14 protein-coding genes and 1 other annotated feature are annotated in these 15670 nt (G+C 41.5%); of the genes, 3 read left to right on the top strand and 11 right to left on the bottom strand.

Annotated elements, in window-relative coordinates:
- Positions 1-78: 78 nt before the first annotated feature.
- The 3 genes from AC1TO8_RS05635 to gpr all read right to left on the bottom strand — a co-directional run bounded on the left by AC1TO8_RS05635 (position 79) and on the right by gpr (position 3033).
- The gene (locus AC1TO8_RS05635) at positions 79-504 is read right to left on the bottom strand and encodes a hypothetical protein (RefSeq protein ID WP_482054634.1); all 426 of its coding nucleotides are present in this window, start codon (positions 502-504) and stop codon (positions 79-81) included.
- Positions 505-538: 34 nt separating this feature from the next.
- The gene (locus AC1TO8_RS05630; RefSeq protein ID WP_482054633.1) at positions 539-1801 is read right to left on the bottom strand and encodes a stage II sporulation protein P; all 1263 of its coding nucleotides are present in this window, start codon (positions 1799-1801) and stop codon (positions 539-541) included.
- Between the two features lie 230 nt (positions 1802-2031).
- Positions 2032-3033, bottom strand: a complete 1002-nt coding sequence (gene gpr / locus AC1TO8_RS05625; RefSeq protein WP_482054632.1) for a GPR endopeptidase — start codon at positions 3031-3033, stop codon at positions 2032-2034.
- Between the two features lie 155 nt (positions 3034-3188).
- Here gpr and rpsT point away from each other — a divergent pair, with 155 nt between their 5' ends.
- Complete coding sequence (rpsT, locus tag AC1TO8_RS05620; protein ID WP_438346906.1) at positions 3189-3461, top strand: 30S ribosomal protein S20; 273 nt, start codon at positions 3189-3191, stop codon at positions 3459-3461.
- 82 nt (positions 3462-3543) lie between these two features.
- On the opposite strand, the gene holA is transcribed toward rpsT, so the two are convergent.
- From holA to AC1TO8_RS05590, 6 genes are all read right to left on the bottom strand, one after another.
- Entirely contained in the window at positions 3544-4563 is a 1020-nt protein-coding gene (holA, locus tag AC1TO8_RS05615) for a DNA polymerase III subunit delta (RefSeq protein ID WP_482055222.1), read from the bottom strand.
- Positions 4564-4702: 139 nt separating this feature from the next.
- Entirely contained in the window at positions 4703-5965 is a 1263-nt protein-coding gene (locus AC1TO8_RS05610) for an anti-sigma factor family protein (protein ID WP_482054631.1), read from the bottom strand.
- A complete protein-coding gene (locus tag AC1TO8_RS05605) occupies positions 5962-6510 on the bottom strand; it encodes an RNA polymerase sigma factor (RefSeq protein ID WP_482054630.1) in 549 nt (182 codons plus the stop codon). The genes AC1TO8_RS05610 and AC1TO8_RS05605 overlap by 4 nt, the downstream gene beginning before the upstream one ends.
- 149 nt (positions 6511-6659) lie before the next feature.
- Positions 6660-9116, bottom strand: coding sequence for a DNA internalization-related competence protein ComEC/Rec2 (locus AC1TO8_RS05600; protein ID WP_482055221.1), 2457 nt, complete (start codon positions 9114-9116; stop codon positions 6660-6662).
- 197 nt (positions 9117-9313) lie between these two features.
- Positions 9314-9829, bottom strand: coding sequence for a deoxycytidylate deaminase (locus tag AC1TO8_RS05595; RefSeq protein ID WP_482054629.1), 516 nt, complete (start codon positions 9827-9829; stop codon positions 9314-9316).
- 34 nt (positions 9830-9863) lie between these two features.
- Complete coding sequence (locus AC1TO8_RS05590; protein WP_482054628.1) at positions 9864-10391, bottom strand: helix-hairpin-helix domain-containing protein; 528 nt, start codon at positions 10389-10391, stop codon at positions 9864-9866.
- A gap of 181 nt (positions 10392-10572) precedes the next feature.
- Here AC1TO8_RS05590 and comER point away from each other — a divergent pair, with 181 nt between their 5' ends.
- Positions 10573-11406, top strand: coding sequence for a late competence protein ComER (gene comER / locus AC1TO8_RS05585; protein WP_482054627.1), 834 nt, complete (start codon positions 10573-10575; stop codon positions 11404-11406).
- On the opposite strand, the gene leuS is transcribed toward comER, so the two are convergent.
- On the bottom strand, positions 11399-13840 hold the full coding sequence (gene leuS / locus AC1TO8_RS05580; protein WP_482054626.1) for a leucine--tRNA ligase: 2442 nt from the start codon (positions 13838-13840) through the stop codon (positions 11399-11401). The two genes, comER and leuS, sit on opposite strands and share 8 nt — an antisense overlap.
- 91 nt (positions 13841-13931) lie before the next feature.
- Positions 13932-14202: a binding site (T-box leader), on the bottom strand.
- A 434-nt stretch (positions 14203-14636) separates the two neighbouring features.
- Here leuS and AC1TO8_RS05575 point away from each other — a divergent pair.
- A complete protein-coding gene (locus AC1TO8_RS05575; RefSeq protein ID WP_438346914.1) occupies positions 14637-14795 on the top strand; it encodes an asparagine synthase in 159 nt (52 codons plus the stop codon).
- A 104-nt stretch (positions 14796-14899) separates the two neighbouring features.
- Here AC1TO8_RS05575 and AC1TO8_RS05570 read toward each other — a convergent pair whose 3' ends face one another.
- Positions 14900-15619: a 3-ketoacyl-ACP reductase gene (locus AC1TO8_RS05570; RefSeq protein WP_482054625.1), complete on the bottom strand. Its 720-nt coding sequence runs from the start codon at positions 15617-15619 to the stop codon at positions 14900-14902.
- Positions 15620-15670: the final 51 nt, after the last annotated feature.

The following is a 15670-nucleotide window of genomic DNA, read 5'->3' as shown; positions in this document are numbered from 1 at the left end:
ATGTTTCAATCACCTCATTATAACAGTTGTAGATTAGACGGGCAATGCCAGGCAAATAATTACTCGATAACATCACACTTATTCTGTGATGGAACTGAATAGAGATACGACGAAACGTATGCCCTCTTGAGATCCCTTTTGTAATAGGTTCGCTGTTTTATCCGCCAAAACATCCACTGACGATTTTGAACTCTCGGGTATCAATATTTCCTGTGGTGTTTTATCTGCATAGTCCGTAACCGTCGCCTTCTCCTGTATAGAAACCTCACTAGACTGCGTATCTGGCATAACCGGTTGGAATGTAATGGTATACGTACCTGCTACACCCGGATTGGAATTAATTTGGGGCAACGGCAAGGTAACCTCCTGTATGGAGTTCGTATTAGCCACTACACTCTGCTTGGGAGCCGTAGGCCTATTGGGACTAGCAAACTGCATCCCCACAAGAATACCTATACCAGCCCATATCCCAATAACCCACAGCCTTTTGCTAAAACGAGACATGTTCGATTCCTCCTTCATCTATTGAATTCGCATTTTAACCACCGTTATTTGTACTTATTTCAGATGTCACAGTGCTTGCTTTCTTCGCCTTCTGATCTTCGAAATATACATCCGCTATAATGCCAGCCAGAATACGAGATGTACGCTCCAGTTCCTCATTGGTGTTATCAACTCCACCGATTTCAATGACAATGCTATTAGGGGATAGGGACTGATTGTATTCACCATTGCCCTGTTCTGCTGTTTTCCCCCAAATGCCTCGAGAAATACCAGGATAAGCAGCTTCCAGTTTCTTATGAATGGCATTTGCGTAAGCTTCGTTTTGGCGCCAGTTCTTATTCGCATGGCCAATAATGAAATACATTTGAGCATAACTTACACCTTTAATTACGGTTGTCGTCTTCTCATGTCGCGCAGAATCGCGATGAATATCGAGTAAATATGTTATTTTTTCATTTTGTCCAATGGCCTCTTTAACAGCTTCACGAGAATATTTATAAGAATAGTTCCAATTGTATTCTTTTATATAAGTTGGATAATCATCCTGAAGATGTATCGTACCTATTCCTTTTGCCTTAAGCTCCTTAGCTATAAACGCCCCTACTTGCATCACATTTTTGGTAGGCATCTCTGAACTAGGATTAGTACTAACTGTTCCTAGTAATGGATTAAAAGCTTCACGAGGATGCGAATGATAGATTAGAATTTCACTGTTCTCAACAGTGGGAGTCTCTGTCTTTGTTGGTGGTAGCAGATTTTCCGGATTCGCAATCTCACTTGGCTTGATAACTGGACCTTGAATAATGATGCCTTCTTGAGATTTTGCACTCGCTACAGCTGTAGTAGCATCAGGATGATAATCTTTGGGGGCTTCCATGTTCTTATTTCCAGACGCACTTCGGAGTAGAACGGGATTATTACTATCCATACCAGGCAACTCCCTTGCCAACAGCGTTTTAGGATCCCGAAGATTTACACTTGTTAGCAATTGAAATACGAATGTACCCATTTTCTCGCCAGAAAGTGGAGATGATTCTTTACCTTTATTTAAATGGGGCATTTCCATACTCAACATATCCATGAAAAGTTCACTTGTTAGAGATGATGCGAAGCCCTTCATAGATGCCACCGGAGATGAATTAAGTCTCTGCTCTGCCATACCTCCAAGACCTAGTAATATGAAAAAAACGATTGAACTCAACATCAAAACTATGAATGTGCGTCCCATTGTTAGAATCGACAGCCATTTAGCTCTCCATTTGTGTATATTCCAAATTTGAAACCACTCTTTTTTCATTCTAATGTCCTCCTGAACTCTCTTATACTCTAAATCTATGAACTTGAGAGATTTACTAGAACCAAAAATTAAGAAAAACGCCTTTCGGCGTCCTTGTTTGGGGAGTTGATGTCGTAATTTAAGAAGGTCATATACTGAAGAACGAGCCTATCTAAGGATGCTGCGAAAGATACTAACGTGGTTGGGAAGGGAGCTTATGCTTCCCAACCACGTTACCCTACACCAATGAATCAGTGTGTATAAGCTCCAACGTTTGTAGGATCAACCGCTTCATGCAGAGCTGCATTTAGACCAGTAGCAACGATATTGGCCATGTCTTCTATAAACTCATCAATTTCCTTAGGCGTCACAATTAGGTCGTGTCCGAGAGGCTCTAGCACTTCTTTAACTAAGGCTAGCCGCTCTCCTTCGGGCATATCATCTAGCATCCCCATAATTTCTTTCGTATGATCTGTTTCCCGATCAAGATGCTTCTTCATCAAGTCGATGGCATTGTTTACGATCGTAGATGCGTAACAAACTGTAGGTACTCCAATAGCAACGCAAGGAACACCTAATACTTCCTTAGTTAATCCACGTCGCTTATTACCAATACCCGATCCGGGATGGATACCAATATCAGCAATTTGGATCGTAGTGTTGACCCTTTCAAGTGATCTGGATGCTAGTGCATCCACAGCAATAATCAGATCTGGTTTCGTACGATCTATAATGCCTTGTACAATTTCACTTGATTCAATACCTGTTACACCAAGTACACCAGGGGCAATCGCGCTCAATTGACGGTATCCTGGAGCAACCTGATCAGGTACCAATTCGAAATAGTGACGTGTGACTAATATATTCTCTACGACGAGTGGCCCAAGAGAATCCGGAGTCACATTCCAGTTCCCAAGACCGACAACCAAGACAGAACTAGTCTTTTGTATACCAATCAATGTGAGGAAATCTTCAAACTCTTGAGCAAACACCTCAGCTACTCTTCCTTGCAATCCTGTATCACCACCACGTAGTCCAGGTACTTCAATCGTCACATAGTGACCCTTCACGCGACCAATCATCTTCGATCCTTCTTCGTTAAGTACATTTAAGCGAGTGACTTTAATTCCATCATTCTCCGTGACTTCTTCATCTACACCTGAAATAGGGGCGCTGTATCTTGATTCCGCCATTTCCTTCGCATCTAAAGCAAGATCTGTTCGAACACTGTAATTTTGCAAATCTAATGTCATCCTATTTCCACCTCCTGCTTCTTCCTACTGATAGTGTGCGAGAGAAGGAGGTTGTTTATACACTATAAGTATTGCTTTTTAATGTATCACATGCTAAAATATTTTAAGTTGTGAATCATGTCGATCTATCGAATGTCTTTCAGGAGGTGAATGCAATGCCAAATATTAAATCCGCTATCAAACGTGTGAAAGCAAATGACAAACGTCATGCGCTCAATGCTTCCCAAAAATCCGCTCTTCGTACAGCTGTTAAAGCTGCTGACAACGCGCTGGTAAATAATGAAGTTGAAGGTGCAAATGCTGCTATTCAATTGGCTTCCAAAAAGTTGGATAAAGCTGTAACTAAAGGCTTGATCCACAAGAATGCAGCTGCTCGCAAGAAATCACGCTTGGCGAAAAAACTTAACGCTCTTAATGCTCAAGCATAAGAAGCGCTATTCATACGACAGATGCAAAAGTCCTGAACAGCAGGTAAGCTGATCAGGACTTTTTATCATTCCTATGTAGCACCTAGTCGCCTACTCGAAGTAAGAATAGTTCTAAACCAAGGACCTTATCTATTCGTCCCGTCTTCATGTGGTAATCTAAATCTGCAAGTCTGCTTAATATTCGCCTCAAATCTTCAAATTTGAACTTGCGTGCTTGTTCACCTGCAATTTTAACCGCATAAGGATGAAGCCCAAGCTGCGAAGCAATTTGCGCTTGGGAATAACTTTGCCCCGTCAATTCCTTCACTTGTAGAACCATACGAAACTGTCTTGTAATGAGTGCCGCAATCTTAATCGGCTCTTCCCGCTGCTTGAGTAGTTCATAAAAGATACTCAACGCTTGTTCTAACCTCAAATTAGCAATATTCTCAACAAGGGAAAAGACATTCTGCTCTGTGCTACGTGCAACTAACTGCTCCACCGTATCACACTCTATCGTTCCACCTTCACCTGAATATATACAGAGCTTGTCTAGTTCGGATGACAACTTCTGAAGCTGTGTCCCCGCGTTTCTAATAAGGATCTCAGCCGCTCCTGCTGCTAGAGTACACCCTCTCTGCTTCGTCTCCTTTGCAATCCATCCTAATAGTTCATCGCCCCCTAGCGAAGCAAATGATAGGACAACACTCGCAGCCTTCAGCGCCTTGACGACCTTCTTCCGTTCATCTAATTTATCGTGATACACCAGAAATATAAGGATGCTATATTCCGCAGGATTCTTCAAATACTCCAATAGTGCTTCAATTCGATGTTCTATTTTTCCACCCTCTTTACCAGCAGTAAAGATAGATGCATCTCGAACAAATATTAACTTGCGCGGCACCATAAAAGGTAATGTCTCTGCTTCTTCAATAACAACCTGTATTGGAGTTTCTGCTAAATCATAGTTCACAATGGCGAAATCGCGGTCTTCCTTTTCAATTAATTGATCCACCAATAAAGAACTAAACTTCTTTATTTGATATTTCTCCGATCCATAAAGTAAATATACAGGAGATACATCCCCTTGTTTGATCGCTTTGGTCGCTGTCTTAATATCGATGATAAATCCCCCCCTCTTTCCTCTCTATACATGATCCCTAGAATGATTCTATCAAAAAAAGGGCTTTCCAACCACAACAAAGGAACCTCGAGTCTTCACTCAGGGCTCCTTCTCTCCGGCCGTCCATTCCAAATCTATATTATGGGGTAGTCACAACTTCAGCTACATGGGAGTAAGTATAGACTGACGTTTTGCCGTCGAGCTCTATTTGGTACGTAAACACGGTACTGTCCATCGACCACTCACCCATTACCCAAGTTCCCACTAGATCAATACTTTGAATAACGTTCTTTTCACTTACATTTCCAACAGACACTCTATATATCGCCAACTTCTGTTTCTCGAGATTCTGATTCTCCAGAACGGCAGTCAATGTCCCATCAGGTGAATCCAATGAAATAGATGCTGAAGCAGTCTCTGGAGCTATAGCTACATGGCTACTGAATCCTGTAATATCATCCATAATACGTTGCTTATTTGGAACAGGATCTACAATCAATGCTTGTAAAGGTTCACTGGCTCGGTCACCCATTGCCACTTCATCTTCCAAAGCCTTCTCTGAAGAATCCAATATGTCTGTTTGTTCCATCCTAGCAATAGATGGTTCATCCACAGCTTCTGAAGTTGGATTTGAAGTTGGATTTGAAGTCAGATTTAAATCCTGATCTTGTTGATCCTGCTTAGTTGAATCCGAGGCTACCACTTTCTTATCACTTATTAACGGTTCACTTGATTTCCCTTTCTCCGAATTCTCAGGTGATAAGGCCACTGTATCTTGTTCTAATTCGGCAGGTTCCGGTGATGGAGTGCCAAGTTCATCCTTCACACCCTCAGCAGGTGACAAGTCTCTATTTGCTACAGCTCCTGAATCATTCGCAGTAGTCGTAGCAGCATTACTCGCCGTACTATTCTTCATAGACATAGCTCCGTCTTCCGCACTCATGGTTGATTCCATCCTTGTAGAATCTGATTCTTTATATTGGACCTGCGCATCTGATAACTGTTGTGGAGAATAACTATAAATAGCTACACCTAAAATCCCTACCGCAGCCGCAACCCCGATCAATGTTCTTGTAACTCCCGTTGTAGGGTAGCGTTTCTTCCGCTTATTCATATATGCTACTGGAATCATCTCTGCGGGTTGAATCTCTTCGGAAGCCGCCTTCTCAAGGCGGGCACGATCCAGTGCATCAAGTTGAGGCATAATAGCATCCACCAAACTATATTTGGGTACGACGAGCGGAAGTTTCTCTAGTTCCTGGGTTAGAGCCTTCAGCGTACGAAAGGCTTCTGCACATTGTTGACAACCAGCAATATGTCCCAACATTTCTGCCACCTCTTCTTCATTAAGGTCGTTATCCAAATATCGGTGCATCGATTCTACCACCCCTGTACATCTCATCCTGACACACCTCCTTTCTGATACTCTTGTAGCATGCCCTGTAATTGTTTTCTTGCCCTAAATAAATATGATTTCACCGTGTTTAATGGAAGATCCAAACATTCAGAAATTTCATTATATGAAAGATCCTGTATGTATCTCAACACAATAACATTTCTATGATGCTCTGGAAGTTGATTGATAGCCTCTCGAATGTCTTCCGCCACATAAGAGGACAGAACTAAATGCTCGACATCCTGTTTATCTTCAAAATCAAATTCATGCTCATCTATGGATACCGTTGGCTTATTACGCCTGAACTTATCGATACATATATTGGTCACAATCCGTTGTACCCATGTTTTAAATTTCGCCTTTTCTTCATAGGAGTCAATTCGAGTATAGATACGGATTAATGCCTCCTGTGCAGCATCCAAAGCATCTTGTTCATTATTTAGGATATAATAGGCAGTGCGATATACATGTTGTTCAATATCACGTAATAGGGTAATTAGAGCGTCGCGATCGCCCGATTGAGCGGCTCTTATGAGTCCAAGCTCTACCACAAAGGATCCCCCTCTCCCTGTAATCTTACTGACGTGTAAGACCAGCAAATTGTTGCATTTTTTTTAAATAGTAAAAAGACTTCTATGCGAATCTTACAAGAGTACGATCCGGAGTTCAACCCTAATAAACAAGGAAATCCAATTTCAGCCTACTTTAATTTATTTCTGACCCATACTTTGTGATTCAAATGGAACTTCATTTGAATCTCTCCTTGCTGATCCGTACGAAAGATGTCCATACCATGTTCAGTAATCCGATCAAGCACTTCAGGTCTAGGATGACCATAAGAATTGTTGACCCCCGCAGAAATAACTGCAGCTGTTGCCTGCCAACGAGCTAGCCATTCTTCAGAAGTTGATGTTTTACTACCATGATGGGCAATTTTAATAATATCGGCTCCCTCTAATACAGTTGCCACACTGGCTTCATTCCTCAGTATATTCTTCTCACTTGCTATATCCATATCCCCAGTTAATAACACACGGATACCATTCATATCGAGCATTAATACTAGAGATGAATGATTCTGATCCTTTACTACAGGCAACTCCATTTGCTCATCTTGTGTCATTTCAGGTGATAGAAATATCATCTCCGTGTACTCATCAGGTTGCATCACCATCGTATGATGAACAGCATAAATGGGTATGTCTTTTACTAGAGCCGTTAATAGTAACTTTTCCATTGTAGCCGTATTTGTAAGTGTACCATTAAATAATAAAGCTTTCACTGGAATATGCTCCACAACAGCCTGTAAACCACCTATATGATCCTGATCCCCATGGCTAAGCACTACAGCATCAAGATGATGGATACCTCGTTTTTTCAACAATGGCACAACCACTTTTTCTCCCACTTCGAAAGGGACTTTACGATTCTTCCAAGAGTCCTCTGGCTTCCTGAAACTTACGGTACCTCCACCATCCACAAGAATATTTTTCCCTTTAGGCGTTGTAATAAGAATACTATCCCCTTGACCAACATCCAGAAATGATACTAGTCCAGCTCCATTCAATGGCTCTGGTTGGTACCCAATATATAATAAAAATATAAATATGAGCAATAGTGGGGCAACAATGAACTGCTTCCATGTAAGCTTGCTACATCGTGCTTCTGGCTTCCGTCGCTGACAATCAGGTACATCTTCAAGTGGGACTGTATCATCAACAGACATTGGAGAGGATTGAGCATGTTGTACCCATAAATCCGTTAATCTAAGTAGAACATACAATAAAACATAATAACTACAGATCCATAATATAGAGGGTGATGGCCATATCATTATGAACACTGGGTGCATATTCATCCATTCTACTACCGTAAAGGTAATGTTATCGAGCCATTCTGCAACCCAGGCTAGACACCTCCCTGCGGATACCCATATCGAACCGATTGCTAAAGAAGCCATCCCCAGTGGCATGACTAAAAAAGAGATGAGTGGAACCAACAGTAGATTAGCCACGACAGATAGTAAGGAGAATTGGTTGAAATAATATATAGTCAGTGGAAAAGACGTCAGCTGAGCGATGACAGTCACTCCTAATGCACCTGCAAATTTACGGGGCAACCGTGTCAGCATTGACATGACTAGTGGCACATATATGATCAGACCTAGTGTAACGATAAAGGAAAGTTGAAAACTAACATTTAATAATAAGTAGGGATTCCATATTAACATCAGGAGGGCCGCAGCACTAATAATGTGAAGCCCGTCTTTCAACAACCCTTGTCTTACTGCATAAAGAGTAATCATGCTCATGATACCAGAACGAACAACAGAGGGACTGAACCCTGTTAGAAGAACATAGCAAGGGACTAGCAGAATAACGATTGTAAGTACTGTTTCACGGGAAAGTCTGAACAACGATAGCAGAATCATTAAGCACGCAACATATACAGCCACATGAGTACCTGATACAGCCAATATATGTGTTAATCCTAATTGAGAGAATTGACCATACGTCGCAGGGTCTACATCATCTTGCATCCCAATGATCAGACCTTTCATATATCCAGCGTGAGGCTCGCGGAACAATTCATCGATCTTGGATGCCATCTTCTCTCTTAACAGATCATTCACGCGAAATAACGACATCACACTCCAAGAAGTCGGTGCCACAACTGCTGTGTTCTGTACTCCTTTTACCTTCATGATCCAATGTATTTCTTTCGTTCGTAAATAATTTCTATAGTCGAAACCATCATAATTACGAGCAACTGCTGGAACTTCAAGAGAACCACTTAACTTAATGGTATCACCACGCTGCCATTTCCCGACCTCTTGCTGCTCCTCCTTCGTCAGAAGCTTCACCTGTACTAGCACGGTCTCCGATACGACTGATGAGTTTATTTCAGATAAATTGACGTTCATATCTGCTCGATCCCCATCTACTATCACCGTCGTTACAATCACACCCTCTGCGTCGACGCTCATCTCAGAAAGTCCGGTTATATCCTGTTGCACAGCAGAAGCCAATGACGTTACGTTAGTATGATCATGCCATTCCCAGTATCCACCTGAAAGGGTAATTGCCGTCCACATCATTAGAACGACTCCCCACCTCTTTTTTAGAAGCATCTTAAAAGCTAGTAGTAATACCGTCATCCCTATCCATAACCAACCAAGTCTATAACCTGAATATAGGCAAGCAACGCTGCTTCCAACAACCCAGCATAGAGTACATAACAACAAGGGTCTACCCTGCATCCATATCACATTCCTTATTTAGAAAATAAAAAGAATCTCCTTTGCGATGATCGTCGCAAAGGAGATTCTTTCTCCAATATTGTGAACTTATATATTTAGTTCGTTACAATTGTTATCGTATCTCCAGGGGGTTCAAAGGATTGTAACTGGCGAACAATAATGCCTTTGCTATGCATCATAGATGTTACCTTATCTGTATCTTTAGGATAGGAACGATGAAATACAATTTCAACGACCCCACTATTTGCCAGCATATTTGCACAGGTCCAACAGGGTTCATCTGTGACATAAACTGTACTACCCTCTCGATCTACACGATCAGTAAAAAGCAATAAGTTCTGTTCAGCATGAATCGTTCGAATACAACGTTGTTTCCTAATCATTTTCTCTTCCCCATCCACATAGACCAGGGATACATCCTCTGCTATCATACAACCAGCCTCAGAACAATCCGGCATGCCCATTGGTGCTCCATTATACGCTGTCCCCAGTAGTTTCTTCCCTTGAACAAGTACAGCACCTACATGTCGACGAGCACAACGAGAACGAGTAGATACCATATAAGCGATATCCATGAAATACGTATCCCAGTCTTTACGTGTATCTGTCATCTTATTCCCCTCCATTTTATACTTTCATATTAACCTATAGTTCTACATATGGAGTTATTTTCTCCAACATTTTTTCTCCAATTCCTTTCACATTAACGAGATCAGATATTTTCCGAAAGGAACCCTTTTCATTGCGATAATCCAATATCGCCTGTGCCTTTTTTTCTCCTATACCTGGAAGTTCCTTTAATTGTGACAACCCAGCTGTATTCACGTTTATTTTATTGTTATTTGAAACTTCGGACGACATCGCTGTAGGTAGACTTGTCTCATTAGTAGCAACTTCTAGAACCTCCTGCTTGTCCACATCGACTATCGGATCAGAAGATGACGAGTTAACGACACCCTCATTCTTTATTGCTGAAACATTATTCGACATACCTGTCTGCGGCTCTTGTTTCAAAGTTTCGGTCTCATTATCTTCTCCCAATGCTTGCGCTATTTGCAAGTTCAACGGTTCCCAATCCTCAATACCGTCTTTCCCCCCCACACCAGATAATACAATATATCCGCTACTTAATAGGGCAACCACAACATAGACCCCCTTATGTATACGTCTCATCACAATGCACCTCTATCACATTAGATTTGAATAACAACACAACATTTCGACAGGATCATCTTAAGATAAATAAAATTACTTGATCAGATCTGTTATTTCGTCATGAGGCAAAGGTACTAGCGCATATATTATGAAGTAGGATTATGTCATTAATATAACTTTGAAAGGAGGAAATGTTCTGATGAAGGTAGGATTGATTGGAACCGGCAGTATGGGAAGCACTTTATTAGATGCTTTCATTCATTTCGGAGCACTTCAACCTCAACAACTATTCATAAGTAACCGTACAATAAAGAAGTCCCTTGCACTCTCTGAGCGCCATGAAGGACTAAATGTATGTCGCAATAATATTCAGACTGTAAGATGCAGTGATGTTCTATTCATTTGTGTTAAACCTCTTCAATTCCCTTCATTAATTCAAGAAATTAAAAATGACCTTCGACCGAACCAACTAGTCATATCTATTACTAGCCCTGTGCAACTGGCACATTTGGAGAGTAGTCTATGTTGTAAGATCGCCAAAGTCATTCCAAGCGTAACTCATAAGGTCGGTAGTGGTGCTTCATTAGTTATGTATGGAAGCCGAATCGAAGAGAAAGATAAGCAATTTCTGCATGATCTACTCTCTTCATTCAGCAAACCGTTGGAAATAAAAGAATCACAGGCACGCATTAACTCAGATTTTTCTAGTTGTGGCCCTGCTTTTATGAGCTTCTTCTTATCTAAATGGATCGATGCCGCCATAGAGATGACAGGCAGTTCCCGTGAAGAAGTCACCTGTCTTGCCAGTGAGATGATACTAGGAACAGGTAAGCTATTAACCCAAGGTGGGTTAACGCCACTCCAGCTACAAGAACTAATCGCCGTCCCTGGCGGAATTACCGCTCAAGCTTTACTTCAATTAAATCACAACCTAGATGGTGTATTCCACCAGCTAATTACTACAACCCATCATAAATATGATGAAGATGTAAAGGAGTTAGATAAATTGTTCGGTCGACCTGAAATTAACTGACCACAATATTAACTAATTTCCCTGGAACAGCAATCACTTTACGAATGGTTTTTCCTGCTATCGCTTGCTCCACGCTAGGTAGTGACAGACTATGCTTTTGCAATGCCTCTTGGTCCATATCTTTTGCAACCAGCGCACGCTGTACAATTTTTCCGTTCACTTGTATAACAATCTCAACCTCAGAATCTACCGTCCAGGCTTCGTCAAATGTTGGCCATTCAACAAGAGAGATGCTCTCAACATGCCCAAGGCGCTGCCACAATTCTTCGGAGATGTGCGGTGCCATTGGGGACAGAAGCTGTACAAACTGCTCAACAGCTTGACGAGGCAATTGTTCCGTTTTGTAAGCTTCATTAACAAAGATCATCAATTGGCTAATCGCTGTATTAAAGCGCAGGTTATCCAAATCTTCGCTAACTTTCTTAATCGTTTTATGCCATACACGTTTAAATTCATCGCTGCCTTGGCCGTCAACAATTTTACTTTGAAGATTGCCTTCTTCATTAATAATTAGTCGCCATACTCGAGCAAGGAAACGATGGCTTCCTTCTACGCCGTTCATACTCCATGGCTTCGTAGCTTCTAATGGTCCCATAAACATTTCGTATATACGAAGTGTATCTGCACCATGACTTTCAACGATTTCATCTGGATTCACTACATTTCCACGTGATTTACTCATCTTCTCATTATTGGTACCTAGAATCATTCCTTGGTTTACGAGCTTATGGAATGGTTCTTTGGTATCAACTATACCAAGATCGTATAGCACCTTATGCCAGAATCGTGCGTATAGCAAGTGAAGTACAGCATGTTCTGCTCCACCGATATACAGGTCTACCGGAAGCCATTGTTGTTGCTTATCCTTAGAACAGAGCTCCTCATCGTTATGAGGATCAATGAAGCGTAGATAATACCAGCAACTGCCTGCCCATTGAGGCATTGTATTCGTCTCACGTCTAGCCTTCATTCCTGTCTCAGGATCAATCGTCTCTACCCAGTCAAGCACATTAGCAAGCGGTGATTCTCCCGTACCTGATGGCTTGATTTGGTCTACATCTGGTAGAACTAACGGTAATTGATCGACCGGTACGGTCTTCATTGTTCCGTCTTCTAGATGAAGAATTGGGATAGGCTCTCCCCAATATCTTTGGCGACTAAACAACCAGTCACGTAGACGATATGTGATTTTACCTTCGCCTTTGCCGTTTTCTTCTAGCCATTTAATCATTGTTGCCATGGCCTCTTCATTCTTTAAGCCATTAAGCAATTCAGAGTTGACATGTTCTCCGTCTCCGCTATATGCCTCTTCTTCGATATTCCCGCCTTTAACTACTTCTATAATTTCTAATCCGAACTGTTTAGCAAATTCCCAGTCACGAGTATCATGACCTGGTACTGCCATAATAGCTCCCGTTCCATATCCTGCAAGAACATAATCTGCGATCCAGATTGGCATCGTTGCACCATTCACCGGATTAACTGCATATGCCCCTGTAAAGACCCCTGATTTATCTTTAGCCAAATCCGTCCGTTCCAGATCACTTTTGTGCGATGCCTGAGTTTTATAGGTCTCAACCGCAGCCAATTGCTCTGGTGTTGTAATAACGGTAACCAATTCATGCTCAGGAGCTAGAACACAATAACTTGCGCCGAACAAAGTATCTGGTCGTGTTGTAAATACCGCTAAGTTTGCATCGTGACCTTGAATATCAAATCTCACTTCTGCTCCTTTAGACTTACCGATCCAATTACGTTGCATATCTTTAATACTTTCGGACCAATCTAACTCCTCTAAATCTTCCAATAAGCGATCCGCATACTCAGTAATCTTGAGCATCCATTGTCTCATCGGTTTACGAACGACAGGATGACCTCCACGTTCACTTAATCCATCAATAACTTCTTCATTCGCTAGTACCGTACCTAATGCTGGGCACCAATTGACAGGCACTTCAGCTACATACGCAAGCCCTTTATTAAATAACTGGATAAATATCCATTGTGTCCATTTATAATACTTCGGATCCGTCGTACTAATCTCTCTATCCCAGTCATATGAGAAGCCTAGAGATTTAATCTGACGACGGAAATTGTTAATATTCTTAACTGTGATATCCCTTGGATGTTCTCCTGTGTCTAAAGCATGTTGCTCAGCAGGTAGCCCGAAAGCATCCCAGCCCATAGGATGAAGAACGTTATAACCTTTCATCCGTTTATAGCGTGATACAATATCTGTTGCCGTATAACCCTCAGGATGCCCTACGTGAAGCCCCGTACCTGATGGATAGGGAAACATATCCAAAGCGTAAAACTTCGGTTTCGTTGGATCTTCACCCGTTTTAAATGTCTCATGTTCATCCCAATATTGCTGCCATTTCGGTTCAATAATTAATGGTTGATAGCCTTGACCTTGTTGTTGCTGTTCATTCATGGCTTATTATTCCTCCTTCATAATCGCGTACATGATCTAAATCTAACTCATTTGTCCATCAAAAAAACCTCTACATCCTTAGCGTTTGATCGCTAGGGACGAGAGGTTTGATTCCCGTGGTACCACCCTAGTTAGCGGAATACATTCTTTGTCTTCCACTCACTTTGAACCCTTAACGCGGGTGAGACGATGATACTTACTATATAGAAAAGTCGACGATCTTAGTCACCGGATCGACAATGCCTTCCATATTCATATCATTACTCCGAGGCAAGTTCACTTCAATTTATCAACCGGCTTGCAGCAACCGCCGGCTCTCTGGATGATATTTCGAAATTAGTACTCCTCATCAACGTTTAAAATATGCATTTTGATGAATCAAATTATACAGAACCAACAATATTAAGTCAACAAGTGTATCTTCTACTTACTCCTAGTCCAATAGTTGTACGAAGTACATTTAAATCCTCTTTATATCCTTAATTGCTAATTTTAGTTGCACAGAGTACATCTAGTTACTGATAAATCCCCACTTTTCTCTATTTTCCCTTATTTAACTGTATCTTTGCATCTATTTTTCTCCACCTCACCTTTTCCTCTAAAATAAGTGTATCTTCTACAACTGCCCATGCACTTCTACCTCCAATCCTAAGTGAAGTCCTTTTCCGAAGACTTTCTGGTACAACATAGCGATCATCAATTTTCTTGTTACTATAAGAACAGGAAATGTATAAATCCAATCACATATACAAATACTACCCATTGTCTTTCCAAAACTACTTAAGGGAGTGTTCATATGCGAGAAGGATTGATTCCTGCTGTTCTTGGAACTGTCGTATCTGCATCAGGTGCCGCAATGCTTGGAAGCAAGTATAAACTTGCTGCGTATGGTGTACTTGGCTTTGGTCTAGCACATATCATCCTGGGAAGTATCGACCTTGTTGAACATCGTTGAGGAATGGAAAGACAGCGAAACATAAGACCATCTCTTATGGTTCAAATGGAGAATAGCAAGAACAAGCCTTGGATCAAAGGATCCAAGGCTTGTTTATTCATGCTCTACTGTGGGTTCGTTGTCCATAGACCAGCGCTTTTCACAAAAACACGATCTGGAAGCTTCAAAGTTGCAATAGCCAATTCAGCCACATCCTCTGGCTGCATCATATGCTCTTCATTGCCTACTTTCAAGCCGGCATTTTTAGCTAATTCTGTATTCACCGTACTTGGAGTTAACGCAACAACACGTATGTTAAATTTACGAACTTCCTGCAGAACGGATTCAGTAAGCCCCAACATCGCAAACTTAGAAGCACAGTAAGCAGACCCCGTTGCGAACCCCTTCTCACCTGCAGTAGAAGCAATATTGATGATGTTACCACTGTTTTGCTCTACCATTGCTGGAAGTACAGCCCGTGTCACGTAATAGGTTCCCATTAAGTTAACTTGAATCATTCTTTCCCACACTTCAGGATCCATTTCTAATAATGTTCCGAATTCTGCAACCCCGGCATTGTTAACCAATATATCAATTGAACCCAGCTGTTCCTTCAATATCTCTACGGCTTGATCCACTTCATTCTTTATAGAAACATCAGCCGTTGCAATGCTAACTTTCACACCATAAGCTTCTGTTAATGAATCGCGAAGCACTTCTAAATCTGCCTTTGTTCTTGCGATGAGACCGAGATTGACACCTTCCTTAGCAAGCGAAGTCGCTATGGCTAGACCGATTCCTTTTCCTGCACCAGTAATAATAGCTGTCCTATTCTTCAATTCCATGTCACTCACTCCTTAACAATTCTTCGAGCCAAGCTCGATACTACAGTCTAA

Source organism: Paenibacillus sp. Y859 (assembly GCF_056786405.1).
The sequence above is the reverse complement of the archived record's forward strand: the minus strand, read 5'-3'. Positions and strand labels throughout refer to the sequence as shown.

What these genes read in the sequence shown, in the direction of transcription:
- AC1TO8_RS05575 (WP_438346914.1), top strand. Translation starts at nt 14,637, where the DNA reads ATGCGAGAAGGATTGATTCCTGCTGTTCTTGGAACTGTCGTATCTGCA.
- rpsT (WP_438346906.1), top strand. Translation starts at nt 3,189, where the DNA reads ATGCCAAATATTAAATCCGCTATCAAACGTGTGAAAGCAAATGACAAA.
- AC1TO8_RS05635 (WP_482054634.1), bottom strand. Translation starts at nt 504, where the DNA reads ATGTCTCGTTTTAGCAAAAGGCTGTGGGTTATTGGGATATGGGCTGGT.
- gpr (WP_482054632.1), bottom strand. Translation starts at nt 3,033, where the DNA reads ATGACATTAGATTTGCAAAATTACAGTGTTCGAACAGATCTTGCTTTA.
- comER (WP_482054627.1), top strand. Translation starts at nt 10,573, where the DNA reads ATGAAGGTAGGATTGATTGGAACCGGCAGTATGGGAAGCACTTTATTA.
- leuS (WP_482054626.1), bottom strand. Translation starts at nt 13,840, where the DNA reads ATGAATGAACAGCAACAACAAGGTCAAGGCTATCAACCATTAATTATT.
- AC1TO8_RS05570 (WP_482054625.1), bottom strand. Translation starts at nt 15,619, where the DNA reads ATGGAATTGAAGAATAGGACAGCTATTATTACTGGTGCAGGAAAAGGA.
- AC1TO8_RS05630 (WP_482054633.1), bottom strand. Translation starts at nt 1,801, where the DNA reads ATGAAAAAAGAGTGGTTTCAAATTTGGAATATACACAAATGGAGAGCT.
- AC1TO8_RS05590 (WP_482054628.1), bottom strand. Translation starts at nt 10,391, where the DNA reads ATGAGACGTATACATAAGGGGGTCTATGTTGTGGTTGCCCTATTAAGT.
- AC1TO8_RS05610 (WP_482054631.1), bottom strand. Translation starts at nt 5,965, where the DNA reads ATGAGATGTACAGGGGTGGTAGAATCGATGCACCGATATTTGGATAAC.
- AC1TO8_RS05600 (WP_482055221.1), bottom strand. Translation starts at nt 9,116, where the DNA reads ATGACGGTATTACTACTAGCTTTTAAGATGCTTCTAAAAAAGAGGTGG.
- AC1TO8_RS05595 (WP_482054629.1), bottom strand. Translation starts at nt 9,829, where the DNA reads ATGACAGATACACGTAAAGACTGGGATACGTATTTCATGGATATCGCT.